Source organism: Pigmentiphaga aceris (assembly GCF_008119665.1).
Lineage (GTDB): Bacteria > Pseudomonadota > Gammaproteobacteria > Burkholderiales > Burkholderiaceae_B > Pigmentiphaga > Pigmentiphaga aceris.
The window spans coordinates 2,089,638-2,115,376 of the sequence record NZ_CP043046.1; the positions used below are offsets into that span (position 1 = coordinate 2,089,638).

Genomic DNA, 25,739 nt, shown 5'->3' on the forward strand with positions numbered 1-25,739 from the left:
CGCACGTGCTCAAAATACCTTACGAATTCTGGGTGGGCTGGCGCTACACCCGAGCCGGACGCGGAAGGCGGGACCGGTTCATTTCCTTTATTGCTGCCAGTTCAATGGCGGGCATTGCCCTGGGCGTCGCGGCGCTCATCGTGGTCTTGTCTGTGATGAACGGCTTCCAGAAGGAAGTGCGCGATCGCATGTTGTCCGTCTTGCCGCACATCGAGCTGTTCGCCTACAGCGGTGGCGGTGGGCCGGCTGTCGATCCCGTTTCTCAATGGCAGTCTTTGGTCGCATTGGCCAAGCGCAATCCTGAAGTGCAGGGCGGCGCGCCGTTTGTCGCGGCGCAAGGCATGCTGGCGCGTGACCAGGTGTTGCGCGGCGTGCAGGTGCGCGGTATCGATCCGAAGGCGGAACGTGATGTGTCTGGCTTGGCCGGGCAGATCAAGCGTGGCTCGCTCGACGCCTTGGTGCCTGGCAGCTTTGGTGTGGTGCTGGGGCGTGCCTTGGCCGATGGCCTGGGCGTGACCGAGAACGATACGGTGCTGATGATGGCCCCGCAGGGTTCTGTCAGCCCGGCCGGGTTCTCGCCGCGCATGCGTCAATTCACGGTGGTCGGCATTTTTGAAGCCGGGCATTACGAGTACGACTCGGGCATGGCTTTCATCAATGTGGACGACGCGCAGCGTCTGTTCCGTGACAGCGGTTCGTCGGGCGTGCGTTTGCGCATTACCGACATGCTGGAAGCCCCGCAGGTGGCGCGTCAGCTTGCGCAGACTTTGCCGCAGGGCTACATGGCCAGCGACTGGTCGCGCAACAATCGCACGTGGTTTGCGGCTGTGCAGACCGAAAAACGCATGATGTTCCTGATCTTGACGCTGATCGTGGCGGTGGCCGCGTTCAACTTGCTGTCGTCCTTGGTGATGACGGTGAATGACAAGCAGTCGGACATCGCTATTTTGCGCACGCTGGGTGCAAGCCCGGGGGCGGTCGCGCGGATATTCGTGATTCAGGGTGCGCTGATTGGCATCATCGGTACCGTGATCGGCGTGGGTGGCGGGGCGTTGATTGCGTTCAACATCGATGTGATCGTGCCGGCCATTGAAAGCGCGTTGGGCATTCAGTTCTTGCCCAAGGAAATTTATCTGATCAGCAAGTTGCCGTCGGACCCGCAAATGCGCGACATCATCACCATTGGTGTGGTGTCCCTGGTGCTGTCGTTTGCCGCGACGCTGTATCCCAGCTGGCGCGCCTCGCGTCTGCAACCGGCCGAGGTGCTGCGTCATGACTGATTTTTCTCATCGTCCGGTGGTGCTGGAAGGCCGGGGTGTGTCGAAGACTTATTCCGAAGGCGGCCGAGAACTTCAGATATTGCGCAATGTGGATCTGACGGTGCACGAAGGTGAGATGGTCGCGGTGATTGGTGCGTCCGGCTCGGGCAAAAGCACGCTCTTGCATGTGATGGGTTTGCTCGACCAGCCGACGTCTGGGTCGATGACGATTTCCGGCACCAGCACCGCAGGTTTGTCGGAAGCCAAGCGCAGCGAACTTCGCAATCAGCGTCTGGGGTTTGTGTACCAGTTCCATCATCTGCTGCCGGAATTCAGCGCGCTGGACAACGTGGCCATGCCGCTGATCATCCGCCGCATGGATCGCAATGCCGCGCGTGAGCAGGCGCGTGCCATGCTGGAACAGGTTGGCATGGGCAAGCGCAGTTCGCATGCGCCTGGGCAGTTGTCGGGCGGCGAGCGTCAGCGGGTAGCCTTGGCTCGCGCGCTGGTCACGCGACCTGCGTGTGTGTTGGCGGATGAACCAACCGGCAATCTGGATCGCCACACGGCGCGTGAAGTGTTTGCGCTGCTCAAGCGTATCAATCAGGAAATCGGCATGGCCTTTGTGCTGGTGACGCACGATGCAGAACTGGCCAAGCTGGCGGATCGGCAGTTACAGATGACCGATGGTGTGCTGACCTCGGCCACGGCAGATGCGGGTGTGGTGGCCTTGGCTCCGGGGCTGACTGAGGCGGGATGAAAGATGTGATGGAGTGGATCGACGTTGGTCGGTCCATTCTGTTCACCGGGGGCGGCAGGGCATGCGAGGTTTTGCGTTGCTCATCCGAGCCAAATAAACGCTTCAGCATTTCATGCAGTTGGTTCCGTTTCTTCGCATGCGCTTCATCTGCCAAAACAAGCTCTAGCAAATCGTTCTGGACCCAAGCCCCGCATTTTCGATGCGGGCGCTCACTCCCCCGAAGCCCGCGTCAATAAAAGGAGAAAAGCATGCTGATCGATACGCACTGCCATCTCGACGCATCCGAATTCGACCACGATCGCACGGCCGTTGCCGACCAGGCAATCCAGTTCGGTGTGCGCGCCATCGTCATCCCCGCCATCGGCCGGATGAACTTTTCTACCGTCCGCGACTTGGCTCACACCTTTGCGGGCGGCACCTACGCGCTTGGCATTCATCCCTTGTTCGTCCGGCAAGCGGCCGATGAAGACTTGGACCACCTGCGCCACGCCATTGAAGCCTCATTGGACGATCCTCGTTTTGTTGCCATCGGTGAGATCGGGCTGGACTTCTTTGTGCCGGAGATCTCATCCGGCGAGCCCCGCGCGCGTCAGGAACGCTTTTTTGATGCACAGCTAAAACTGGCTCGTGAGTATGGTTTGCCGGTGCTGGTGCATGTGCGCCGTTCGCAAGACATTGTGCTGAAGTACTTGCGCCGCATCGACGTGCCGACCGGCATTGCGCATGCGTTCAATGGCAGCCACGAACAGGCGCAAGCCTTTGTCGACCGGGGTTTTGCGCTCGGCGTGGGCGGCGAGATGACGCACGAGCGTGCCCAGCGCATTCGCCGTCACGCCACGGGTTTCGATCTGTCGCACCTAGTGCTGGAAACCGATTCGCCGGACATTCCGCCCGCGTGGCTGCACAAGCCCAATCGCCGCAATACGCCCGGTGAGATTCCGCGCATTGCCCAGACCTTGGCCGAGTTGCGTGGAGTAAGCACTAGCGTCGTGGCAGAGGCCACAGCAGCAACTGCTTTCCGTGTCATGCCACGCCTGGCACGACTGCTGCAGACACAGACTGTCTGAATCTCTGCTGTTGATCAGCAGGTGATTCACCCCACATGAAAAGCAGACAGCTTGCGGGATCGTTGCCGCAGGCCTTTGCATTGCTCTGACTGACATAAGGAAATCACTGATGACCGAACAGACCAGCCGCAAGATCGTTCTCGCTTCCCGCCCCAAGGGCCGCCCCAGCGCCGAAAACTTCCGTCTAGAAACCGGCCCGGTGCCCACGCCCGCCGATGGCGAAGTGCTGGTGCAGGTCAAATATCTGTCGCTGGACCCATACATGCGCGGCCGCATGAGCGACGCCAAGTCTTACGCAGAACCGACCAAGATCGGCGAGGTGATGGAAGGCGGCACGGTAGCCGAGGTACTGGAAAGCCGTCACGCGAACTTCAAGAAGGGTGACTTGGTGCTGGCACGCGGCGGCTGGCAGACGCATGCCGTGGTCAAGGGTGACGCCATCCGCAAGATCGACACTGGGTCCGAGCCGATTTCGACGGCGGTGGGCGTGCTGGGCATGCCTGGTTTCACGGCATACGCAGGCTTGTTGACCATCGGCCAGCCCCAGGCAGGTGAAACCGTGGTGGTGGCGGCAGCGACTGGCCCGGTTGGCTCGGCCGTTGGCCAGATCGCACGCTTGAAAGGTGCGCGCGCTGTGGGCATTGCGGGCGGCGCAAAGAAGTGCGCGTTGCTGCGCGACAAGTTTGGCTTCGACGTGGCGATCGACCACCATGCGCCTGACTTCGCCGAACAATTGAAGGCAGCGTGCCCGGATGGCATTGACGTGTATTTCGAAAACGTCGGCGGCAAAGTGTGGGAAGCGGTTTCGCCCTTGTTGAACAACTTCGCACGCATCCCCGTATGCGGTTTGGTGGCCGAGTACAACGCCAGCGGCCAGGCCGAAGGCCCCGACCGCCTGCCGCGATTGATGCGCGATGTGCTGTCCAAACGATTGACGATTCGCGGCTTCATTCAGATCGATTTCAAGGACCAGATGCCGCAGTTCGAAAAAGAGATGAAAGCCTGGCTGGCCGATGGCAGCGTGAAGTATGTGGAAGACGTGGTGGACGGTCTGGAAAACGCACCCGAAGCTTTCATTGGTCTGCTGGAAGGCAAGAACTTCGGCAAGCTGGTGATCAAGGTTTCTTGATGGTGTGCTTTGCATTAGCGACGCCCTCGTTCATCTGCACTGACCGCAGGCCCTGACACGTTTCTGGCGGGTGTCGTAAGCTCTCTGGCTTGCGGCACCCAGCCAATCCGTGTGGAAGGAAACCTGTTCGATGACTGATCTGCTTCTGAAAAACGTGCGCCCGCTTGGCGGCGCTGCGGTCGATGTGCTGGTGCAAGACGGACGCATTTCGCAGCTTGGTGCCAACCAGCAGGCACCGGCAGGCGTGGCGCAGGAAGACGGGCAGGGTGCCTTGCTGCTGCCCGGTTTGGTCGAAGGCCATACCCATCTGGACAAGACTACCTGGGGTGATGCCTGGTACGTGAACAACGTCGGGTCGGCGCTGACTGACCGCATCGACAACGAACGCCAATGGCGAGCCAAGACTGGCCACGACGCTCGCACGCATGCCAAGGCACTTGCGCTGGCCTTCCTGAAAGAAGGCGCAACCTGTATCCGCACGCATGTGGATGTAGACACCGATGCAGGTCTGAAGCACCTGGAAGGTGTCAATGCAGTGCGCGATGAGCTGGCCGATCGCATGCGTATTCAGACGGTGGCGTTTCCACAGTCTGGCTTGTTGAAACGCAGCGGGACGGCAGAACTGTTGGACCAGGCATTGGCCAGCGGCGCAGATGTATTGGGCGGACTCGACCCCAGCGCAATTGATCGAGACCCGGCACGGTCTTTGGACGTTTTGTTTGACTTAGCCAACAAGCACAGCAAACCGGTGGACATTCACCTTCACGAGCCAGGCGACCTGGGCGCGTTTTCCATGGACTTGATCCTTGACCGCACCGAGGCGCTGGGCATGCAGGGCAAGGTGACGATCAGCCACGCCTTCTGTCTGGGCGCGCTGGAAACGCCGCGTTTGAATGGCTTGCTTGAACGCCTTGCACACCTGCGCGTTGGCATTCTGACTACCGCGCCGGCGTCTCGCCCGGTGCCCAGCGTGCGCGCCTGCCGCGATGCGGGTGTCACGATCTTCAGCGGTAACGATGGCGTGCGCGATACCTGGACTCCGTACGGCGACCCGGATCTGCTGATGCGCGCCCGGCTGGTCGGTCTGCGCAACGACTTCCGCCGCGATAGCGAATTGGCGTGGGCCTTGGCGTGTGTGACGGGCGCAGCGGCAAAGGCTTGCGGCTTCACCGATTACGGCCTGCATGTCGGTGCGCGTGCCGATCTGGTGTTGGTGGATGCGAGTTGTGTGGCAGAGGCCGTTGCGCAGCATCGGCCAAAGACCTTGGTGGTCGCGGCGGGGCGGGTCGTTGCCAGGAATGGCGCGGCGGTTTGAGGGGGTTGCACTGAGCGGATGTCGGCTTTTCAAGCATCTGGATAAGCCGACGTCTTGCGGCTAGATCCGCGTTTTCAACACGCACTGTGTTCAAAATGTCCCTGTGGATTCTCCGCACGGACATTCCCATGCCGCAGCATGCTTTCCTTGAACCCATCCACGTAGCCTAGTCGTTTCCCTTCCAGGCTTTCCGCCGATGGGCCGACTGAGCCTTGCCGCTTTTGTGCTGGCGGCTGCCTTGGTGCAGATGCTGGCAGCACTTCCCGGTTTCACCACGATTGTTGGGCTGCTTATTGCATCCATCTTCGCGATGGCCGCCGCGATATGGCAGCGCGCGCGGCTGCGAACATGGCGCATAAAAATACTTGTCTGGCCCCTGCTGGCCTTCATGTTTGGCGCATCGCTTGCGATGTTCCGCGCCGACCTGCGCTTGGCCGACGCGCTCGATCCTGAACTGGAAGGCGGCAGCATTCCTGCGGTGTTTCGCATCGCCAGTCTCAGCACGATCGGCCAGCAAGGCCAGCGGGCCGAGGTCGATATTCTGGAATCCCGTGCGGGTATGCCGTCGCGTATTCAGCTTGCCTGGTTTGGCGATACGCGCAGGCAGGAAACCTGGGCACCGGGGCAACGATGGCAGGGATATTTGGTTCCCAAGCGTCCGCATGGCGGCATCAACCCGCATGGGTTTGATTACGAAGCGCTGTTGTTCGAGCGCGGCGTGCGAGCCACCGCATCCATCCGCAATACGCCGGTCTTGCTGGATGACGACCCCTATGCCACGCCGCTGATCGCCATCCAACGTCTGCGGCACTACCTGCGCGGCACCATGCAGCAGACGCTGGGCGACACGCGTTATGGCGCGGTGTTGATTGCGTTGGCAATGGGTGACCAAGCGGGCATTGCACGCAACGACTGGGTGGTGTTCAACCGCACCGGCATCACACATTTGGTCTCGATCAGCGGCATGCACGTCACCATGTTGGCGGCCATGGCGGGGCTTGCTGTGTTGCGGGTGTGGTCACGCGCAAGGTGGCGGGGCGTGGCCTTGGCCGAATACAGCCCCGCGCAGGTGATTGCGGCCGGTGCCGCCCTGTTCACGGCCTTGTTGTATTGCCTGTTGGCAGGCTGGGGCGTGCCGGCGCAGCGCACGTTTTTCATGCTCGCGGTGCTTGCCGTGGCGGCGATTGCACGCCTGCCCTTGTCCGGTTCTCGGGTGCTGGTGCTGGCCGCTGCGTGTGTGGTTGCGCTCGATCCCTGGGCGTCGCTGTCGCCCGGTTTCTGGTTGTCGTTCGGTGCAGTAGCCGTGTTGATGATGGCGGGCTCTGGCCGTTGGCGGCTGGCCAAACCCGGTGAAAAGCCGGCGCGCTTGTCGCGCTGGCAGCGTTGGCGACGCGGTTTCATTGCGGCGTGTCAGCTGCAGTTGGCGATCACCATCGGGCTGGTTCCGCTATTGGCGCTGATCTTCCAGCAGATATCGCTGGTGTCACCGCTGGCCAATGCCATTGCCATTCCGGTGGTCAGTTTCATCGTCACGCCACTGGCCTTGTTGGTGATGTTGCTATCGGCCATCCCTGGTTTGGAAACGCTGGCAGGGTGGATTGGCTTCGTTGCGCACGAAGCCTTTGCGTGGTCGATGCGACCCATCGAGGCCATGTCGAACTGGCCGGGTTCCAACTTCGCGGTGGCAGCGGTGCCTTGGCCGTGGATTGCGGTGGCGATGTTTGGCATCGTCTGGTCACTGCAACCGCGCGGGCTGCCGGGTCGCATGCTGGCTTTGTTGCTGGTGCTGCCCGTGCTTGTTTTCCGCCCCGAGCGGCCGGCTCACGGGGAATGGCGCATGACCATGTTGGATGTGGGGCAGGGCGGCGGTGTGGTGATCGAAACTGCTGAGCAGACGGTGGTCTTCGACGCCGGCCCGCGCTACAGCGATGATGCCGATGCAGGTGACCGGGTTGTCTGGCCATATCTGCGCGCGCGTGGCGTCACACGCATTGATCAATTGATCGTGTCGCATGGCGATGCCGACCATGCTGGTGGGCTGGCATCGTTGCTGAATGCGCTGCCCGTCGATACCTTGCGTGCGCCGTCTAGCATGGCAGGTCAGGTCGATGCCGCACGCCCCGCCGATCGGGCCACGCCGCCGCTGACGCCGTGTGTGGCGGGGCAGGTCTGGGAAACGGGCGGCCTAACCTTCACCATGCTGGCACCACTTCCCACTATGGTCGGTGCCAAGGACAAGAACGCGGGTGGCTGCGTGTTGTTCATGCAAGGTCGCACCCACAATGCCATGTTGATGGGCGACGTGGGCATCGCGCAGGAAGCGGCGCTGCTGGCCGAGCCATCGTGGCCAGGCCCGGTGGATGTGGTCGTCGCCGGGCATCATGGTTCACACACGTCTTCGGGGCAGGCGTTTGTCGATGCCACCCAGGCTGTGCACGCGATCATGCAAGCGGGGTATTTGAACCGCTACCGACACCCCAATCAGCGCGTGTTGAAACGCTGGGAACAAAGCGGGGCTGTGGTGCATCGATCCGATCATCACGGGGCGATCATCGTTGAATCGGTGAAAGGGCAGTTGGGCGCGGTGCGCGCTCGGGATGCGCAGCGGCGTTATTGGCATACCTCGGCAGCATCGTGATGGCAGTCAGTGTCGTCAGGCCATACAGAATCGATTTTTCTGCGCGCTTCGATCCCCATCCGCGTGTTTGTCCTGACATGGCGCAACGCTTTTCGATGCCTTTCTTCAGTACGCTTCATGAAGGCAGGGAACTGGTCTTGTCCCTTGATGCGAGGACCAAGAAACGCATCGTCCAAAAATTTTATTTTTCGCGACCATCTTGGTGCGGCAAGCCTCGTAACGGTGCGGGCCTGACCTTGCCCGATTCGGTATGCCTGTGGCTGCGAGCAGGGCGGTGCGCCGAAACAGTGCATGCTTTATCTCATCCTCTCGTAAGCCGCGTCAGCACTGGTTAAAACCTAGGCTCAAGCGCTGGCAGACAATCTTGCCGATTGCTATGCTGACCAAAAAAAGGGAGTTTGCATGCGCGTTCAAGCATTCGATGAAATGATGGGCGCCAACGGGGATGTGCGACAGCATTACCAAGGCTTTGCCAAGTGGTTGTCGGAACAGTCTCCCGAAGTGATCGCCACCAAGCGTGCCGAAGCCGACCTGAGCTTCCGCCGCGTGGGTATTACCTTCGCCGTCTACGGTGACGAAGCCGGCACTGAACGTCTGATTCCCTTCGACCTGGTGCCGCGCGTCATTCCCGCGGCCGAGTGGCGGCGTCTTGAAGCCGGACTGAAGCAGCGAGTCCGCGCGCTCAATATGTTCATCCACGATATCTATCACCAGCAGAACATCGTTCGCGCTGGCATCGTGCCGCCGGAACAGATTTTCCTGAACTCCCAATATCGCCCTGAAATGCAGGACATCGCGGTTGCCCGCGATATCTATTGCCATATTGCCGGCATCGATATCGTGCGGGCGGGCGAGGGCGAGTTCTACGTGCTGGAAGACAATCTGCGGGTGCCATCGGGCGTGTCCTACATGCTCGAAAACCGCAAGATGCTGATGCGCCTGTTCCCCGACTTGTTCGCACGGATCAAGGTGGCACCGGTTGCCCACTATCCCGACTTGCTGCTGGAAAACCTGCGCTCGGTTGCGCCGGGTGGCCATGGCGAGCCGCGCGTGGTGGTGCTGACGCCTGGCATGTACAACTCGGCTTACTTCGAACACGCCTTCCTGGCCCAGCAGATGGGTGTGGAACTGGTCGAAGGCAAAGACTTGTTCGTGGATGCCAACGCGGTGTGGATGCGAACCACGCGCGGTCCGCAGCGGGTCGATGTGATCTATCGCCGTGTGGACGACGATTTCCTTGATCCGCTTGCCTTCCGGGGTGACTCGGCGCTGGGTGTGCCAGGGCTGTTGTCGGTGTATCGCGCGGGTGGCGTCACGCTGGCCAACGCGATCGGCAGCGGTATCGCCGACGACAAGGCAACCTATCTGCACGTGCCCGAGATGATCCGGTTCTACCTGGATGAAGAGCCTTTGCTGAACAACGTGCCGACTTGGCAGTGCAGCCGCCCGAACGAGCTGTCGCACGTGCTGGCCAATATGCACGAGCTGGTCGTCAAGGAAGTGCACGGCGCGGGTGGCTACGGCATGTTGGTGGGCCCGACCTCTTCCAAGGCCGAGGTGGACGCTTTCAAGGAGCGTGTGAAAGCCAATCCCAGCAACTACATCGCCCAGCCAACACTGGCCTTGTCGACGGTGCCGACTTTTGTCGAATCCGGTGTGGCACCGCGCCACATCGACTTGCGGCCTTACGTGCTGTGCGGCAAGGACATCACGATGGTTCCCGGCGGCCTGTGCCGCGTGGCGCTGACCGAAGGTTCGCTGGTGGTCAACAGCAGCCAGGGCGGCGGGACCAAAGACACCTGGGTGCTGGAACGATGAGCAAGGACACTTCATGCTGAGCCGCACCGCTGACAATCTGTTCTGGGTATCGCGCTACGTCGAGCGCGCCGAGAACACCGCCCGTATGCTGGACATCAATCTTCAGATGGCTTTGTTGCCGCATGGCAAGAAGTCCCTGGAGCAGACCTGGCGCGCCAGTCTCGCCATTTCTGAATTGCAGTCCCGCTACGACGAGCGTTATGACACCCTTTCGCCGCGTGATGTGCTGGCGTTCATGGTGACCGATCCGAAGAATCCTTCGTCGATCTATTCCTGCCTGAGTTCGGCACGTGAAGCGGCACGCGCAGTGCGCGGCAGCCTGACCACCGAGGTCTGGGAAACCCACAACACCACGTGGCTGGAACTTCAGCGCCTGGTGGCCAACGACTTGCCGCAGCGCGATCCGTCCGAGTTTTTCGAATGGGTGAAGTTCCGTTCCCACCTGTCGCGTGGGGTGACGCGCGGCACCATGCTGGACGACGAGGCCCTGCATTTCCTGGGCATCGGCACCCACCTGGAACGCGCCGACAACACCGCACGCCTGCTGGATGTGCGCTTCCACGAGTATGTGGACGACGACGAACCCGATCCGGAAGCCATCGATTCCTATCGCGAGTTCTATCACTGGGCGGCGATTCTGCGCTCAGTGTCCGCCTTCGAGATCTACCGCAAGGTGTACCGTGACGTGGTGACACCAGCTCGTGTGGCCGAGTTGCTGATCGTGCGCAAGGACATGCCGCGTTCGCTTGCGTCGTCGGTGCATGCAGTGTTGGGCGACCTGAACCGCGTCAGCAACGACCGGTCGGGTGAAACCGAACGGCTTGCCGGGCAACTGGATGCCGATCTGCGTTATGGCCGTATCGACGACATTCTGGCGGCCGGCCTGCACCCTTGGCTGACGCAGTTCCTGCGCCGTATCAACGACCTGGGCAATCGGGTGTCTGCCGATTTCCTGGTTCCGCTGTCTGTCTGAACTGTTGACCTGAATCCCGCGAGGCTGCTGCCAGTTTTTCCTGCACAGCCCCGCGGTGCCAGTCCAGTTCCACCTATTTCCGAGACCGCCAATGCGTTACATCATTCGCCACACCACGGTCTACCACTACACGACGCCGGCGAACTACACGATCCAGACGCTGCGTCTGACGCCGCGTGCCGACGCCCATCAGCGAATCATCCGCTGGCGACTGCACACGCCGGGTGGCCTGCAGCCCAGCATCGACGCCTACGGCAATCAGACCCACACCCTGACCATCAACCAGCCGCACGCCGCCATCGAACTGCGGGTAGATGGCTTGATTGAAATGTCGCCGCTGACCGAAGGCCGCATCATTGAAGAGTCTGGTTTGCCGGTCCAGGCTTTCCAGGTAGCCACGTCATTGACCCAGGCCGATTCTCGCGTTCGCGCCTTTTTTGCCCGGGTATTGCCCAACGGCATTCGTGCGCCGGAAGATGCGCTGGCACTGGCGCACCACATTTGCGACGCGGTGTCCTACGAGCCGGGCACCACCGACGTGACCACTGCTGCAGGTGAGGTGCTGGAATTGGGCCACGGTGTTTGCCAGGATCACGCCCATTTGTTCCTGGCCTGCGTGCGTGGCATGGGCCTGCCGGCGCGCTATGTCAGTGGCTACCTGTACACCACGGCCGAGCACGCTGCCAGCCACGCTTGGGTGGATGTCTGGCTGAAAGACCACGGTTGGATCAGCATCGACGTGACCAACCGCCAATATGCGTCGGAACAACACTGCCGCCTGGCGGTGGCGCGCGACTACGATTCGGCCTCGCCCGTACGGGGCGTGCGCACTGGCGGCGGTCATGAATCGATGGCCGTGCATGTGCACGTACAACAGCAATAGCGCGAATAAGCAAGGAAAAATCGGGCCGGCAAGCACGTCTTGCCTATGCCCGATACAATCCTTGATTGCGTTGTGCTGTTGTATCGGTTGAATCGATGACTTATTGCGTCGGCTTGCGTTTGCACCGCGGCCTGGTCTTCCTGGCAGACTCCCGTACCAATGCAGGGGTCGATCACATCAGCACCTTCCGGAAGCTGACGGTGTTCGAACGTCCTGGCGAACGGGTCATGGTCTTGATGTCCGCAGGCAATCTGGCGCTGAGCCAGGCTGTTGCGAACGTGCTGTCCGAGGACTTCGCCAAGCGTGCCGAGACTTCCATCTGGCAAGCGCCCAACATGTTCGAGGCCGCCCGCCGCGTGGGCGAGGCTGTGCGTCTGGTGCATCACCGTGACGCCGAGCCTTTGGCTGAGCATGGTGTGGATTTCAATGTGAGTCTGATCTTCGGTGGTCAGATCGGCAATGAGCGCTGTCGATTGTTTCAGATCTACTCGGCTGGCAATTTCATTGAGGCGCTGGACGAGCAGACGTATTTCCAGATTGGCGAGTCAAAGTACGGAAAGCCGATTCTGGACCGCGTGGTCAGTCCGGATACCGAGTTGGATGAGGCGGCGAAGTGCGCGCTGATTTCGATGGATTCGACCTTACGTTCGAATATTTCGGTTGGTTTACCCTTGGATTTGCTGGTTTATGAATCTGGCAGTCTGCGGGTGACGCGTTTTGCCAGTATTGATGAGCACAATCTGTATTTCCGGATGATCCGCAATACGTGGGGTGAGCGTTTGCGCCAGGTGTTTGCCGAGATCGCGGACCCGGAGTGGGTATCGTCTGCGTCGCCGGATTCGCTGGTTCCGCAGGGCTTGTTGCATGAGCCGGTTCGGGCCAGGGCGCTGACGGGCGATGAGGTCGAGTCTGTGGCTAAGCAGACCTTGGCGGAAGGGCATGGTAGCGGTACGCCTCAGTAAGGCGGTTTTGATCTGCATTTGAGATGGCACCCCTTGTGGTGCCATTTTGCTTTTGTGGCTGTGCTGGTTTGGTTCTTGAGTCAGTCGCGGGTGGTGGGGCCGGCTCGTCTGCCCCGCTTGACCTAGGCGTCGGGTCTCCGCCCTCCACCTTGTCCAGAAGGGCAGCCAACCCGGCCCCACCACCCACGCCTTCAAAACGGCTTTGGTTAAAAGCAGATCCCGTCTTTGGGCGTCTGCCGTTCTACTAGCTGCTTGGTGCTGGACACGGTTCTCGGCATTTGTTGGCCACCGTTCTTGACCGCCACGCGGCTGGCCTTCGGGACTGGCTGGCCAGGTCGCCACGAAGCGATTCAACGGCTCACGTTTCAGGCCGTATGTCAGCTGCCTTTTACGCCAGCGCCACTCAAGAAGACTTGCGCGCCTGCTTGATGGTGGGGTGACACCGAAGCGGGTGGCCGCCGCGTCACGGCATGCGGAGAGTGGCCGCGGTCATTGTGACGCTGGCGGCTGATTTGCGTACAAACGCTTCCGCTGCGCGTTGGTCGAGGTACCTGCCATGCAGCGAGAGCAACGTATCGGGGCGTCGGCGGTGTGGCCTGCTCAGCAGTTTGCGATTCATGCGCCTTGAACGCAAAAATTCTGACAGTCCCCCCTCATCACTGTTCTTCACCGCCTCGAACATTGATGATCGCTCCAAACGTTCAGTGCGCAGCCTTCAATACGCCAACCGTCAACGCCCCGCCTTTTCGTCGCATTACCTGATGCGCGGCCACCCGCTTCCAAGTCACCCCACCATCAAGCAGGCGCGGAAGTTTTCTTGCGTGGCACCGCCCTGAAAGGCCTCTAAAGAACGGCCCGAGACGTGAGCCGCTGAGTCGCTTCGTGGCGACCTGGCCAGCCAATCCCCCAGGCCAGCCGCATGGCGATCAAGAATGGTAGCCAACGCATGCCGAGAACCAAGTCCAGCACCAAGCAGCCAGAAAAACAGCACACGCCCAAAGGCGGGATTAGCTTTTAACCAAGCCGTTTTGAAGGCGTGGGTGGTGGGGCCGGATTGGCTGCCCCGCTGGACGAGGTGGAGGGCGGGAGCCCCGACGCCAAAGTCCAGCGGGGCAGCCGAGCCGGCCCCACCACCCGCGACTGACTAAAGAACCAAACCAACAGCCACAAAAGCAAAATGGCGCTCATAAAAAGCGCCATTTTTCCGACCAACAAAGCTCAAAAGCTCACATCACCTTAGTCAATCCGATGGTCTTCTCAATGATCACCAAAGCAATCACCGCAATCGCAATAAACACCACCGACACCGCATTCACCGCCGGATCAAACGTCTGATCCACATACGAGAAAATCCGCACCGGCATCGTAATCGTCGACGGCGCGCTCATGAACAAGCTGACCGACACTTCCCCAAACGACGTCACCGCCGCAAACACCGCCCCCGCCACAATTCCCGGCTTGATCAACGGCAAAGTCACATGCCGGAAGGTATACCAAGGCCCCGCGCCCAGGTTCATCGACGCCGACTCCAACTGCCGATTCACCGCCGCCAGACTCACACTGGCCGTGCGCACCGTATACGGCAAGGCGACCACAATGTGACCCGCCGCCAACCCCAACAGCGAGCCAGCCATGCCCATGCCGGCCATCACATACAACAACGCAATGCCCAAGACTACCTGCGGAATCATCAGCGGTGACAGCACAAATGCCAGCAGCGCCTCACGCCCCCGAAAGTCCAGACGAGCCAAGGCATACGCCGCCGTAGTCCCCAACAGCACCGTCAACGGCGTCACGATCACCAGCAACAACACGCTGTTCTTCAGCGCCGCCATCCATGCCGGATTCGCCAACAAGGCATCGAACCAGCGCAATGAAAACCCACGCGGCGGGAACTGCGGGTACGACTCGGGGCTGAAGGCCGACAGGACGATCACCAACACTGGCAAGGTCAAAAACACATAGACCAAACCACCGGTGATCCACGAAAACCACTTCAAGCCATCCGGCCGCTTGCGACGGCGCGCCGCAGGGGCTGGGGGCAGGCCAGCCGGTCCGCGTGCCGCAACCGATGCTGCCGCTTGCTTGCTCACATCAGCCATAGGTTCGTTTCTCCCAGCGTTTCAGTACCGCGCCCAACAGGAACACGACGATGCCGGTGATCAGCAGCAGGCTGAACGACAGTGCGGCAGCCAACGGCAGGTTGGCGATCTGCACTGCCTGCTGGTAAATCGTGATCGGCAACAGCGGTTGCAGACGTCCGCCAATCAGCAGCGGGGTGATGTAGCTGCCCGCAGCCAGCGCAAACACAATGATCGCGCCTGTCAACATGCCCGGCAGCGTAAGCGGCAGGGTGACATGGAAGAACGTGTGAATGCGTCCTGCGCCCAGGCTCATTGACGCTCGCGACAGGCTTTGCGGGATTTCGCCCAAGGACGTGGCCAGCGGCAGCACGGCGAAGGGCAGCATCACCTGCACGTAGGCGATGATCACCGCGTTCATGTTCCACAGCATGCGCAGCGGCGTATCGATCAGCCCCAAGTTGCGCAGCGCATCGTTGATCAGCCCGTTCTGCGCCAGTAGTACGATCCACGCAAAAGTGCGGATCACCACGCTGGTCAGCAGTGGCGACACCAGCAGCACGTACAACACCGTGCGCACAGTACGCGTGGGTGCGTTCACCAGTAGCCAGGCTGCCGGATAGGCAAGCAGCACGCACAGCAATGCCGTGCCCAGCGATACCCACAAGGTCGTGAACAGTGCGTTGGCGTAGGTGGTCGACCCGAACACCAGGATGTACTGCGACAGCCCGTATCCGGGCTGTATGTTGAGCATGCTGTCGACGTTGCGCAGGCTCAGGCCCGCCAGCAAGATGCCGGGCACCACCAGGAACGCAATCAGGAACAGCAGCGTGGGTGACAGCAGCAGCCAGGCAAAACCACGACCGCTGGCGGGCAGACGCGCCCGGGTTGCACCGGCACTCACGCAGGCACCTCTTCCTCGGCAGGTAGCGGCACCACATCTTCAATGCGCCAGGTGAGCGCCAGTGGCTGGCCAATCACTGGCAGTTCGTTGAACTGCGCGTCTTCTGCCTGTGCGACCAATTCCCCGCCGCCGTACAGCGCAATCACCAGGCGGATCGAACCGCCGCTGTAGGTCAGTTCACGCAAGGTACCGCCGGTGCGGTTCGGTGAACGAATCACCGGGCGACCGGTGGGGCGTGGGTCGGGGGCAGGGGCGGGCACGACACGAATGCGCTCGGGGCGCAGCACAAAGCGCAGCGGCTGCGTGGCAGTGATGTCCAGCTCGGTACCCAGCAGCAAACCCTGGCCTTCGTTCTCGAAGCGATCCACTGCTTCGAAGACGCCGGCGACTGATGTCGGTTGTGCCTTGATCAGATTGGCCTGGCCAATGAACTCTGCCACAAACCGATTGGCTGGCTTGCGATACAGCTCGAGCGGCGTGCCGACCTGTTGCAGGCGGCCCGTACCCAGAATGCCGATGCGATCAGACAGGCTGAGCGCTTCTTCCTGGTCGTGCGTGACCAGCACCGTGGTGATGCCAATCCGCTGTTGCAGGCTGCGCAGTTCGGACTGCATGTCCTTGCGCAGCTTGGCATCCAGATTGGACAGCGGTTCGTCCAGCAGCAACACCTGCGGTGAAATCGCCAGCGCACGCGCAATCGCCACACGCTGCTGCTGTCCGCCAGACAACTGGTGCGGCATGCGCGAGGCGTAGCCGGGCAACTGCACCAGGTCCAGTACCTCGGCCACACGCTTCTTGATCTGCGCGGCGGGTACCTTGCGCACCTTCAGGCCGTAGGCAACGTTGCCGGCGACATCCAGATGCGGGAACAAGGCGTAGTTCTGGAACACCATGCCAATGTCACGGCGATAGGGTGGCAGTGCGGTGACATCACGATCGCCCACATACACCGAGCCCTCGCTGGGGTCGAGGAAACCGGCGATGATGTTCAACAAGGTGGTCTTGCCGCAGCCGCTGGGGCCCAGCAGCGAGAAGAACTCACCGGCGCGGATGTGCAGGTCCACACCCGCCAAGGCCAGGTGGTCGCCGAAGCGCTGGACCACCCCTTCGATGCGAATGTCGGCGGGCGCGACGGCCGAAGCCGTTCCCCTGGGTGCGCTACTCATTACGTGTTCTCTCCCGCGCATCGCGCCGCACCGGGGTGCAGTGCACCCCGGAGATAGTTCAATCGGCTCATTGGCCGCCCAGCGCCTGACTCCAACGGGTCGTCCAGTCGGCGATCTTCGGCGTGGCGGTAGCGTAATCGATCCAGATCAGCTTTTTGTAGGCTTCTTCACCCACCTGGACCTTGCCCTTCAGCGCATCGCTGTACTGCACGTCGCGGTTGGTCATGCCATACAGCGACTTGTCCGAGAAGTTCTTCTGCACTTCGGCACCCGACAGGAAGTCCAGCAGCTTGTAGGCGTTGGTCATGTTGGGGGCACCCTTGGCGATCACCCAGTTGGCTGCGCCCACCACCGGGCCATCCGACGGGTAGACGAAGTCGATCTTCATGCCGTCTTTCTGCAACGCGAACACGCGACCGTCCCAGAAAGGAACCACCCATGCATCGCCGCGTTCAAGCAGGGTTTGGATGGCACCCGGGCTGTCGGGGAACGCCACCGCGCTGCCCTTGAGTTCTGCCAGCTTCGCGAAGGCGCGATCAACGGCAGCTTCGTCTTTCAGCTCACCGCCCAACGAGTGCACCAGGCCAGCGAAGAATTGCAGGCCGGCTGCATAGGTGGGCGACGAGATCGCCACGTGGCCCTTGTATTCAGGCTTCCACAGGTCTTGCCAGCTGGTCGGCGGCGTCTTGACCAGGTCGGTGCGATAAGCCAGGCCCAGTTGGCCCAGGCTGAAGCCGGCTGCATAGGTCTTGCCGTCGGTCACGAAACGTTCTTGCACCGAGGAAGACAGCTTGCTCAGATTCGGGGCACGAGCGGCATCGAGCGGCTCCAGCACGCCGGCTGCAACGGCGCGCTGCACGGTGTCGGGCTGGAAGACCACGATGTCGTACGGCGGGTTGTTGCCGTTGCTGGCGCGCAGCTTGGCGAACCATTCAGCATCGGCACCCGGCACAACTTCAACCTGAATGTTGTTGTCCTTGGCGAACTTGTCCAGGCCGGCTGCGCGAACGTTGGCTTCCCAGCCGCCGCCGTACACACCGATCACGACCTTGTCGGTAGCAGCAGCTGCTACCGGGGCTTTGCCGGCAGCGCCAGCGGCGGGTTCAGCGGGCTTGTCCTTGCACGCGCTCAGGCCAAGGCCGAGCGCCAGTACAACGGGGGTGAACCATAGCTTGTTCATCAGAAACTCCTGGGTGTTGCGCCGTGGCCCTGATCAGGCCGCGGTCGTGAATAGGGTGTTGACGGTGTCCTGCAGCAGCGAGCGTGCCGCAGTCAGGTCGGTGTCGGTCGCATGGCTGGCAGGGAAGTCCTCGGGCAGGGTGGCCAGCACCTTGGCATAGGCTTGCTGACGCAGTCGTGCACGCACGGCGGCCGGGCGGGTGAACAAGGCTTCGCTCAAGCGATCGAGCACGGCAGGCTCAAAAACCTGATCCCAACGATCGCGCTGTTCGCCACGCTCAGAACCGGCGGGCGTGTCTGCGCGCAATTGTTCAGTGGCGTCGTGGTCAATGCCCTGATCGGTAATGAGCACACCGTAGGCCTCGCGCGCCGTGGCAATCGATACCAGTCCGCGCACCACATCCGCATGTACCGCTTCAGGCGGACGCGCAAATGGCGAACCCCAACCGCCGCCGCCGGGGGTCTGCAAGGCAATCACGTCGCCGGTATTGACCGGCAGCACGTCAATCTTGCCAAGCACACGCGCGTCCGGCGTGCCGGGGTTGAGCACCAGTTGCGTACGCGCACCCGGACGCCCGCCTTGCGCGCCCCACGGGGCAAAGCGCAGGCGCTCCATGCCGCGTGCCAGCACACGCACATCGTTTTGCAGAATGCGGAAATGGATTTCCTGGCCGCAGCCACCGCGCCACTGGCCCGGGCCGCCCGAATCTTCACGTAGACCGTAGCGCAGCACTTCAACGCCGGTTTCTGCTTCCACGGTTTCGACCGGGTTGTTGGCCAGATTGGAAATGCTGCTGTCGCGGCCATCGGCACCGTCGAAACCACGTCGGGCACCCGTGCCGCCCACCATCGGTTCGACCACTTGCACGTTCTGGCCGGTACCGTGGCGTGCCGGTTCGGCAACCACCACCGGGATGATCGTGCCACCGCTGGCAGCGGGCATCAGGTCGGGCACGGCTTGGCCCAGCACACCGTTCAAGGCGTCGTTGACGCGCACGGCAGCCGCATGGCGCACGCCAACGGCGGCAGGCGGCAACGGGTTCACCAAAGTGCCTGCCGGCACCGTCACGCTTACCGGGCGCAGCAAGCCCGCATTCAGCGGCACGGTCTTGTCCAGCGTGCACACCAAGGCCAGAATGCGCAGCGTCAGCCATGCGTGGGCCTGGCCGTGGCTGGGGATGTTGATCGCGGCAGCAACCTGGGGGTCAGTGCCGGTGAAATCCAGATGGATCTTGCCGTCAGACAAGGTCACGCTGAGCGCCAGGCGCACGGGCAGGCCGCTGCCAGCCTCGTCGTCCAGATAGTCGCTGAAGCGGTAGGTGCCGTCCGGTACTTGGCGCAACACGGCAGCGGCGCGTGCGGCGGCGTAGTCGGTCAGGTCTTGCTGGGCATCCAGGAAAGCCTGTTCGCCGTGCTGGGCAATCACGCGTTCCACACGCGAACGGCCGGTGGCCAGCGCGGCCAGCATGGCACGAACATCGCCCATGTTGGCGTCGGGCGTGCGGCTGTTGGCAGCCATGAACAAGGCCACGTCTTCGTTGAGCTTGCCAGCCCGCATCAGCTTCACGGGCGGAATCTGCAAGCCTTCCTGGAAGATGTCGGTGTTGGTGGGCGAGATGCTGCTGGGCACCTTGCCACCCACGTCGGACGCATGCAGGAATGCCCAGCCATAGGCAACGATCTTGCCTTCGTGGAAGTAGGGCTCGATGGCCTGCAGATCGGGCAGATGGGTGGCCAGACCTTTGGACCGATACGGGTCGTTGGTCAGGATCACATCACCCGGTTCAAGCGGGCCGACAGCGTCAATGGTGGTCTGGCAATCCAGGCCCACAAAACCCGACACACCAATGGCGCGCGGGTAGGCGAAGAAGCGGCCATCCAGCCCGGCCAGCGCGCAGGCAAAGTCGGCGGTTTCTTTCACGTACAGCGTGCGGCCGGTGCGCTGCAAAGTCAGGCACATTTCCTCGGCCAGTGCAGACACCTTGTTGCCAAGAATGGCGAGGGTAACGGGATCGAGTTTCATCAGCGTGCCTCCCCGGTCACAGCAGTGGGTGTTGTGTCAGGCGGCACAGCATTGGCAGCGTCAATCGGCGTTGCGTCGATCAAGGTTCCTTCCGTCAACGCCGTCTCGATCAGTTCAACCGGCAGGTCCGATGCCTGCGCGTAACGCAGCAAGTGCAGATTGCCGAAGTCGTCGGTGTCGGCATACCAGCCAGGCAATACCACCACGGTGGTGTCATCTTGCTCAACGATGGCCGGGCCATCGAAGCAATCACCGGCACGCAATGCGCTGCGGGCATACACCTCGGCGTCGTGCCAGCGGCCGCTCAGGAATACGCGGCGAGTTCCCTTGGGTTCGACCGCTTGATCGGAGCTGGACAGACGCGTTGCGCCAATGCTGGGCATGCGACCGATGATCGCAAGGCGCACCGTGCCCAGTTCAATCGGAGCATGGGTGTCACGGAAGCCGTAGATGCGTGTGTGGGCCGCATGGAATGCCTCGGCCACTTGTTCAGGTGTCCACGGGCGTGTGGCGGGCAGGTCAACCTTCAATTCATAGGCTTGGCCACCGTAGCGCATGTCGACGGCGTAGCTGGTTTCCACAGACTGGCTCAGCGCTTCGCCTTGCGAGGCCAGCCAGGCATGGGCTTCCAGTTCCAGGCGGTCGAAGGTTGCGCCCAGTTGTTCCATGGCTTCCGACTGCTGACCCGGCTCGCCCAGCGGACGACGCAGGCCACGCACGAAGTCGCGGCGCAGGTCGGTGGTGACGGCACCCATGGCGCAGAACGTACCCGGTCGCAGGGGCACGACGATGCGCGGCAGACCCGCATCTTCTGCCAGCAAGTTGGCGTGGGTCGGACCTGCGCCACCAAACGGCACAAGCGTGAAGTCGCTGGGATCGAAGCCCCGTTGCGCCAGGGCTTTCAGCAGCTCGGATGCCATCTGTGCCGTGGCAACCGACAGCGCGCCACTGGCAGCCTGGGCGGCGGCATCTTCACCATGCAGACCAAGCGCGCTTGCAACGGTGGTCAAGGCTTGTCCAGCCAGCGCGCCGTTCAGGGGCATGCCGCCGCCCAGGAACGCAGCAGGGTCAAGCAAGCCCGTCATCAGATAGCAGTCGGTCACGGTGGCCACCGTGCCGCCACGGCCGTAGGCAACCGGGCCAGGATCGGCACCCGCGCTTTCCGGGCCGACCCGCAACACGCCATGCGCATCGACCGATACTTTCGAACCACCACCCGCACCAATCGCAGATACACCAACCACCGGCAGGATCAAGGGCAGGCCACCGATGTCGGTGCGGGTCGCGAGTTCAGCCTGACCGCCGACGGATACGGCAATGTCGCTGCTGGTGCCGCCCATGTCGAAGCTCACCAGTCGTTCCACCGGCGGCACGGTGGCCAGTCGTGTGGCAGCAACCGCACCTGCGGCAGGGCCGGACAGCACCGTGTCGATAGGACGGGCCAACGCGGACGCAAGCGACAACGATCCGCCGTTGGACGCCGTGACAAGAATCGGGGCATCGACGCCGATCTCGCCGACCAAGGCCGTCAGGCGCGCAAAGTAGCGCTGCATCAACGGTTGGATATAGGCATTCAGGCCGGCTACCAGCGTGCGCTCGTATTCGCGGATCTCGGGCCACAATTCAGCCGCAGACAAGATGGTGGTGTCTGGCACCTGCGCCTGCAGCAATGCGGCCAGTTCGGCTTCCGCATCAGGGTTGGCGTAGCCGTTGATCAGCATCAGCGTGATGGCTTCCACACCCAGCGCTGCAATCGCAGCCGCGCTGCGTGCGATCTCCGCCTCGTCGGGCCAGCGTGTGCGATTGCCTTGCGGGTCCAGGCGCGCGCCGATTTCCAGTACCCGTTCGCGCGAGATGAACGGCGTCTCGCGGGTGGCGTGGAAGTCGAAGGAAGAGGGCATGCGCGCGCGCCCGATTTCCAGCACGTCGCGGAAGCCCTCGGTGACCACCAGGCCAACCTGTGCGCCGCGGCGCTGAATGATGGCGTTCAAGCCGATGGTCGTGCCGTGCATCAGCAGGGCGACATCGCCAGCGGCCAGCGCGCTTTTTTGCAGCAGTGCAGCCAGGCCCTGTTGCACGGCCAACGCCGGATCGGCTGGTGTGCTGGGTTGCTTGTGGTGGAAGAACGCATCGCGTTCCGGGTCATACAACGCGAAGTCGGTGAATGTTCCGCCTACGTCGATGCCAATACGTGCACCCTGTCCCGCCTTGCCTACAGCCACAACAGCCACTACCACCGCTCCCGGAATACTTGCCTGACGCAAGCGAACCCCGGATTTTACGAACAATCCGGGCTATCCCTTAAGCTTATCTCGATGTTTTCTTATTTCAAATAGTATTTAAGCTATGTGCTCAAAGACCGTTATTCGCATAAGGATTTACGGTGCGTACCTTATTCTGGCTGTGCGGTGGTCGGCGCAGGCAGTTCGATGATCTGGCGAATGCAGGTCGTGAGATAAGTCGTCAGTGCGTCGCGGTCCATTTCTGCCAAGGGGCCCATACCGATCACGTAGCGGTTGAAGGTCACACCAATCAGCAGTGCGTAGGCGGCGTCCAGATGCAGGGCACCGCCGGGCGAGCCCAGAAAGTCTTCATAGATTTCCGCGCCACGTGCTTGCAGTGCGGCATACAGGCGCTTGGCGGCATCGACGTCCGACGCTGCGCTGCGAATCAACGCCATCAGCGGATCAAGCCCGGCCGCCTCTTCCATGCGCGCCACAAACATTTTCGCAATGCGCTCCGGCAGGTCTGCCGGGTCGCCGCCAATCATATTGTCCCAATGGCGCGAGGCCGGAACGGCCGCCAGGAACAAGGCTTCCTTCGAGCCAAAATGACGTTGCACGAGGCCGTGCGTGACGCCTGCGCGCTGGGCAATATCGCGCATGGTTGCCCGGGCGTATCCACGCTCGGCGAAGGCGGCAAGGGCGGCATCAAGAATGGCTGCGCGGTGCATGTCCGGGTTGCGGATGCGTCGGCGTGGGGGAGTGGTGGGTGGCGTGAGCACTTCGGGCGTGGGCAGTGAGGTCATTCATATAGTGTACGAATTACCGGAACATTCCTGATTACATTTTTGACAGCTGTGGTGCCCCAATCACCATATGCCACGCGCCTATCGTGCTGATCGGTGACTTGTTTCAGGCGTGATGTGACGTTCATGTCCTACTTCAGGTTCTACATCACGTCCTACAATCGTCAAGCAATCCTGTCATCGTCAGGTCGGTGCGAAATGCACCTCGACTTGCAATGGAGCCGTTCATGAACCGTGCATTGCCTGAATCCCTGTCCGAGCCGCGCCTGGACCACGTGTTGTGCCTGAGCCCTTCCGGTTTGCATCGCATGGCGTATTGGGAGTGGGGCGATCCTGCCAACCCGCGTGTGCTGCTGTGTGTGCACGGACTGACACGTACTGGCCGCGATTTCGATCGGGTCGCGCAACGCCTGTCCAAGCACTATCGTGTCGTGTGCCCTGACGTAGTCGGGCGCGGTGCCTCGGACTGGCTGCAGAACCCGGCTGGCTACACCATTGCGCAGTACGTGGCCGACATGGTGACCCTGATCGCGCGCCTGCAACCTGCGGTATTGCACTGGTTCGGCACGTCCATGGGCGGGCTCATCGGCATGGCATTCAGCAGTCTGCCCCGTGCACCGACCAGCCGTCTGGTGCTCAATGACGTCGGTCCGCGACTCGATGCCGCCGCGTTGCAGCGCATCGGCACCTATCTGGGTCAGCCGATTTCCTTCGACAGCTTCGAGGCAGGCGTAGCCTACGTGCGCCAGGTGTCGCAAAGCTTCGGGGCGCACGACGATGCGCAGTGGCGCGAGTTCTCGCAATACACGTTGCGCGAGATCGATGGCAGTTGGCGCTTCCATTACGACCCCGAGATATCGGTGGTATTCAAGCAGACGACGCCCGACATGGTGGCTGCAGGCGAACATGTTCTGTGGGCTGCCTACGACGCCATCGCGTGTCCGACCTTGCTGGTGCGTGGTGCTGATTCCGACTTGCTTAGCGCCGAGACGGCTCGCGAGATGACCACACGCGGCCCGCATGCAAGCCTGGTGGAATTTGCAGATGTCGGTCATGCACCCAGCTTCTTGCACGACGCGCAGATCGACTTGCTGGCGTCCTTTCTGCTGGAAGACGGGCAGTTTGCGGCGTCTGCGAAGCTGGCAGACATCGCGTAAGCTTGTGCCCCGAATTCAGGCCAGCATCAACCGATGGGCCTGCTGATTTTTTCCAAGGAAACCGAATGAGCATCCAACGCTTCCACGTGGGCAACCGCCTGTCCGAATCCGCCGTGTACAACGGCGTGGTCTATCTCGCCGGTCAAGTACCGGAAGATGGCACGCTGGATATCGTCGGCCAGACCCGTCAAGTGCTGGCAGCCATCGATGCGCGCCTGGAAGAAGCCGGTTCGGACAAGACCCGTATCCTGAGCACGCAGATTTTCATCGCTGACATGGCCGACTTCCAAGGCATGAATCAGGCTTGGGACGAATGGGTTGCCAAGGGCAACACGCCGCCGCGCGCGACGGTTCAGGCGCTGCTGGCCGATCCGACCCTGAAGGTCGAGATCGTCGTCACGGCTGCAGTGGGCTGATCTTCGCGATCAGGGGCGGCGTGTGGGTTTGGGCATGGCTCCGAGTTTGGTCCCGAGTTTGACCCGATCTACGCCGCACCATCCCCCATGCCGGGCGGCCAGCCAAGCAAGGCGCGTCCGGCCATGGCGGGTTGGCGTCTTGCCACCGTGTCTTGGCGGTAAAACGCTTTAAGCAATGCATACCATTCAGGCAATGCAGCAGCCAGCGGCTCCGGGAAGACAAAAAATGCTTCGGAACTGACCGCAAAGAATTCAGCCGGATCGGTCGCGGCATAGGGATCGAGCGGCAATTCCGCATACCAAGCGTCAGCATCGGTCGATTCCGGGTCCACGGTCGCTGGAATGGCAGCTTCCACTTGCTCCAGTTGATCGCAAAAAGCGTCATAACTGGCTTCCAGTACACGCATCCAGACGCGCGCCGATAATTCCGGGTGGGCATGCAGCCCTGGCATGCCGTCGGCACCATTACCATCTGCCAGATCAAGCTTGTGCGCAAATTCGTGGATCACCACATTGAAAGCTGAACCGGGTTCAGCTTCCTGAATGGGGTCGGCATCTTCCCAGGACAGAATCAGCGGCCCGCCTTCCCAGGCTTCACCAGCCGCTTCTTGTACATATTCGTGCACCACACCGTCTTCATCGACCTCGGTGCGCGGAATCAGAAAACCGCCGGGATATACGATGACTTCGTTCCAGCCCTCATAACGGCTGGGTTCCAGGTGCAGAATCGGCAAACACGCCTGCGCAGCAATCGACAAGCGAATGTCGTCATTCACTTCAAAACCAGCGGCACCATTAATGCTCTTGCTGGCCAGAAACCACGCAATACGCGTGCGCAACTGCAATTTGTCGTCGTCGGATAGCTCGTGCACAAACGCGTGGCTATCCACTACCCATTGCCATTGGGCACTGGTAATGCGCGCGTCCATGTCGGTAACGTCTGCATCGCGTGCACCGCGACCGGTCAACCAGCGGAACATG

General features: G+C 61.6%; 20 protein-coding genes. 12 read left to right on the forward strand and 8 right to left on the reverse strand.

The genetic code is table 11. The annotated features are described in order from the left end of the window. Positions 1–5: 5 nt before the first annotated feature. The 10 genes from FXN63_RS08800 (at position 6) to FXN63_RS08845 (ending at position 12,804) form a co-directional block, all read left to right on the forward strand. Complete coding sequence (locus FXN63_RS08800) at positions 6–1,280, forward strand: lipoprotein-releasing ABC transporter permease subunit (RefSeq protein WP_148814315.1); 1,275 nt, start codon at positions 6–8, stop codon at positions 1,278–1,280. Next, complete coding sequence (gene lolD / locus FXN63_RS08805) at positions 1,273–2,019, forward strand: lipoprotein-releasing ABC transporter ATP-binding protein LolD (protein WP_148814316.1); 747 nt, start codon at positions 1,273–1,275, stop codon at positions 2,017–2,019. Before FXN63_RS08800 ends, lolD begins: the two co-directional genes overlap by 8 nt. A 248-nt stretch (positions 2,020–2,267) precedes the next feature. Beyond that, positions 2,268–3,086 (forward strand): TatD family hydrolase, encoded by an 819-nt coding sequence (locus FXN63_RS08810; RefSeq protein WP_148814317.1) that lies wholly within the window; start codon positions 2,268–2,270, stop codon positions 3,084–3,086. Between the two features lie 109 nt (positions 3,087–3,195). Then, complete coding sequence (locus FXN63_RS08815; RefSeq protein ID WP_148814318.1) at positions 3,196–4,215, forward strand: NADP-dependent oxidoreductase; 1,020 nt, start codon at positions 3,196–3,198, stop codon at positions 4,213–4,215. Positions 4,216–4,345: 130 nt separating this feature from the next. Next, on the forward strand, positions 4,346–5,530 hold the full coding sequence (locus tag FXN63_RS08820) for an amidohydrolase family protein (protein WP_148814319.1): 1,185 nt from the start codon (positions 4,346–4,348) through the stop codon (positions 5,528–5,530). 196 nt (positions 5,531–5,726) lie between these two features. Then, positions 5,727–8,168, forward strand: a complete 2,442-nt coding sequence (locus tag FXN63_RS08825; protein WP_148814320.1) for a DNA internalization-related competence protein ComEC/Rec2 — start codon at positions 5,727–5,729, stop codon at positions 8,166–8,168. 402 nt (positions 8,169–8,570) lie between these two features. After that, entirely contained in the window at positions 8,571–9,986 is a 1,416-nt protein-coding gene (locus FXN63_RS08830; RefSeq protein ID WP_148814321.1) for a circularly permuted type 2 ATP-grasp protein, read from the forward strand. Between the two features lie 13 nt (positions 9,987–9,999). Then, positions 10,000–10,959, forward strand: a complete 960-nt coding sequence (locus tag FXN63_RS08835) for an alpha-E domain-containing protein (protein WP_148814322.1) — start codon at positions 10,000–10,002, stop codon at positions 10,957–10,959. A gap of 91 nt (positions 10,960–11,050) precedes the next feature. Then, a complete protein-coding gene (locus tag FXN63_RS08840; RefSeq protein ID WP_148814323.1) occupies positions 11,051–11,842 on the forward strand; it encodes a transglutaminase family protein in 792 nt (263 codons plus the stop codon). 95 nt (positions 11,843–11,937) lie between these two features. After that, entirely contained in the window at positions 11,938–12,804 is an 867-nt protein-coding gene (locus FXN63_RS08845) for a proteasome-type protease (RefSeq protein WP_148814324.1), read from the forward strand. A 1,226-nt stretch (positions 12,805–14,030) separates the two neighbouring features. Here FXN63_RS08845 and FXN63_RS08850 read toward each other — a convergent pair. The 7 genes from FXN63_RS08850 to FXN63_RS08880 all read right to left on the reverse strand — a co-directional run bounded on the left by FXN63_RS08850 (position 14,031) and on the right by FXN63_RS08880 (position 23,185). Beyond that, positions 14,031–14,906: an ABC transporter permease gene (locus FXN63_RS08850; protein ID WP_148814325.1), complete on the reverse strand. Its 876-nt coding sequence runs from the start codon at positions 14,904–14,906 to the stop codon at positions 14,031–14,033. After that, positions 14,899–15,789 carry an ABC transporter permease gene (locus tag FXN63_RS08855; RefSeq protein WP_222864012.1) on the reverse strand — a complete coding sequence of 297 codons (891 nt, stop codon included), beginning with the start codon at positions 15,787–15,789 and terminating at the stop codon, positions 14,899–14,901. The genes FXN63_RS08850 and FXN63_RS08855 overlap by 8 nt, the downstream gene beginning before the upstream one ends. Then, complete coding sequence (locus tag FXN63_RS08860; RefSeq protein WP_148814326.1) at positions 15,786–16,955, reverse strand: ABC transporter ATP-binding protein; 1,170 nt, start codon at positions 16,953–16,955, stop codon at positions 15,786–15,788. Before FXN63_RS08860 ends, FXN63_RS08855 begins: the two co-directional genes overlap by 4 nt. A gap of 67 nt (positions 16,956–17,022) precedes the next feature. Beyond that, entirely contained in the window at positions 17,023–18,135 is a 1,113-nt protein-coding gene (locus FXN63_RS08865) for an ABC transporter substrate-binding protein (protein WP_148814327.1), read from the reverse strand. 33 nt (positions 18,136–18,168) lie between these two features. After that, a complete protein-coding gene (locus FXN63_RS08870) occupies positions 18,169–20,157 on the reverse strand; it encodes a hydantoinase B/oxoprolinase family protein (RefSeq protein ID WP_148814328.1) in 1,989 nt (662 codons plus the stop codon). Beyond that, positions 20,157–22,388 carry a hydantoinase/oxoprolinase family protein gene (locus FXN63_RS08875; RefSeq protein ID WP_246165076.1) on the reverse strand — a complete coding sequence of 744 codons (2,232 nt, stop codon included), beginning with the start codon at positions 22,386–22,388 and terminating at the stop codon, positions 20,157–20,159. The genes FXN63_RS08870 and FXN63_RS08875 overlap by 1 nt, the downstream gene beginning before the upstream one ends. Before the next feature lie 161 nt (positions 22,389–22,549). After that, positions 22,550–23,185: a TetR/AcrR family transcriptional regulator gene (locus tag FXN63_RS08880; protein ID WP_148814329.1), complete on the reverse strand. Its 636-nt coding sequence runs from the start codon at positions 23,183–23,185 to the stop codon at positions 22,550–22,552. 227 nt (positions 23,186–23,412) lie between these two features. On the opposite strand from FXN63_RS08880, the gene FXN63_RS08885 reads away from it, so the two are divergent. Beyond that, positions 23,413–24,342: an alpha/beta fold hydrolase gene (locus FXN63_RS08885; RefSeq protein WP_187395154.1), complete on the forward strand. Its 930-nt coding sequence runs from the start codon at positions 23,413–23,415 to the stop codon at positions 24,340–24,342. Positions 24,343–24,407: 65 nt separating this feature from the next. Further along, positions 24,408–24,758 carry a RidA family protein gene (locus FXN63_RS08890; protein WP_148814330.1) on the forward strand — a complete coding sequence of 117 codons (351 nt, stop codon included), beginning with the start codon at positions 24,408–24,410 and terminating at the stop codon, positions 24,756–24,758. 68 nt (positions 24,759–24,826) lie between these two features. On the opposite strand, the gene FXN63_RS08895 is transcribed toward FXN63_RS08890, so the two are convergent. Next, a complete protein-coding gene (locus FXN63_RS08895) occupies positions 24,827–25,738 on the reverse strand; it encodes a M90 family metallopeptidase (RefSeq protein ID WP_148814331.1) in 912 nt (303 codons plus the stop codon). Position 25,739 lies beyond the last annotated feature (1 nt).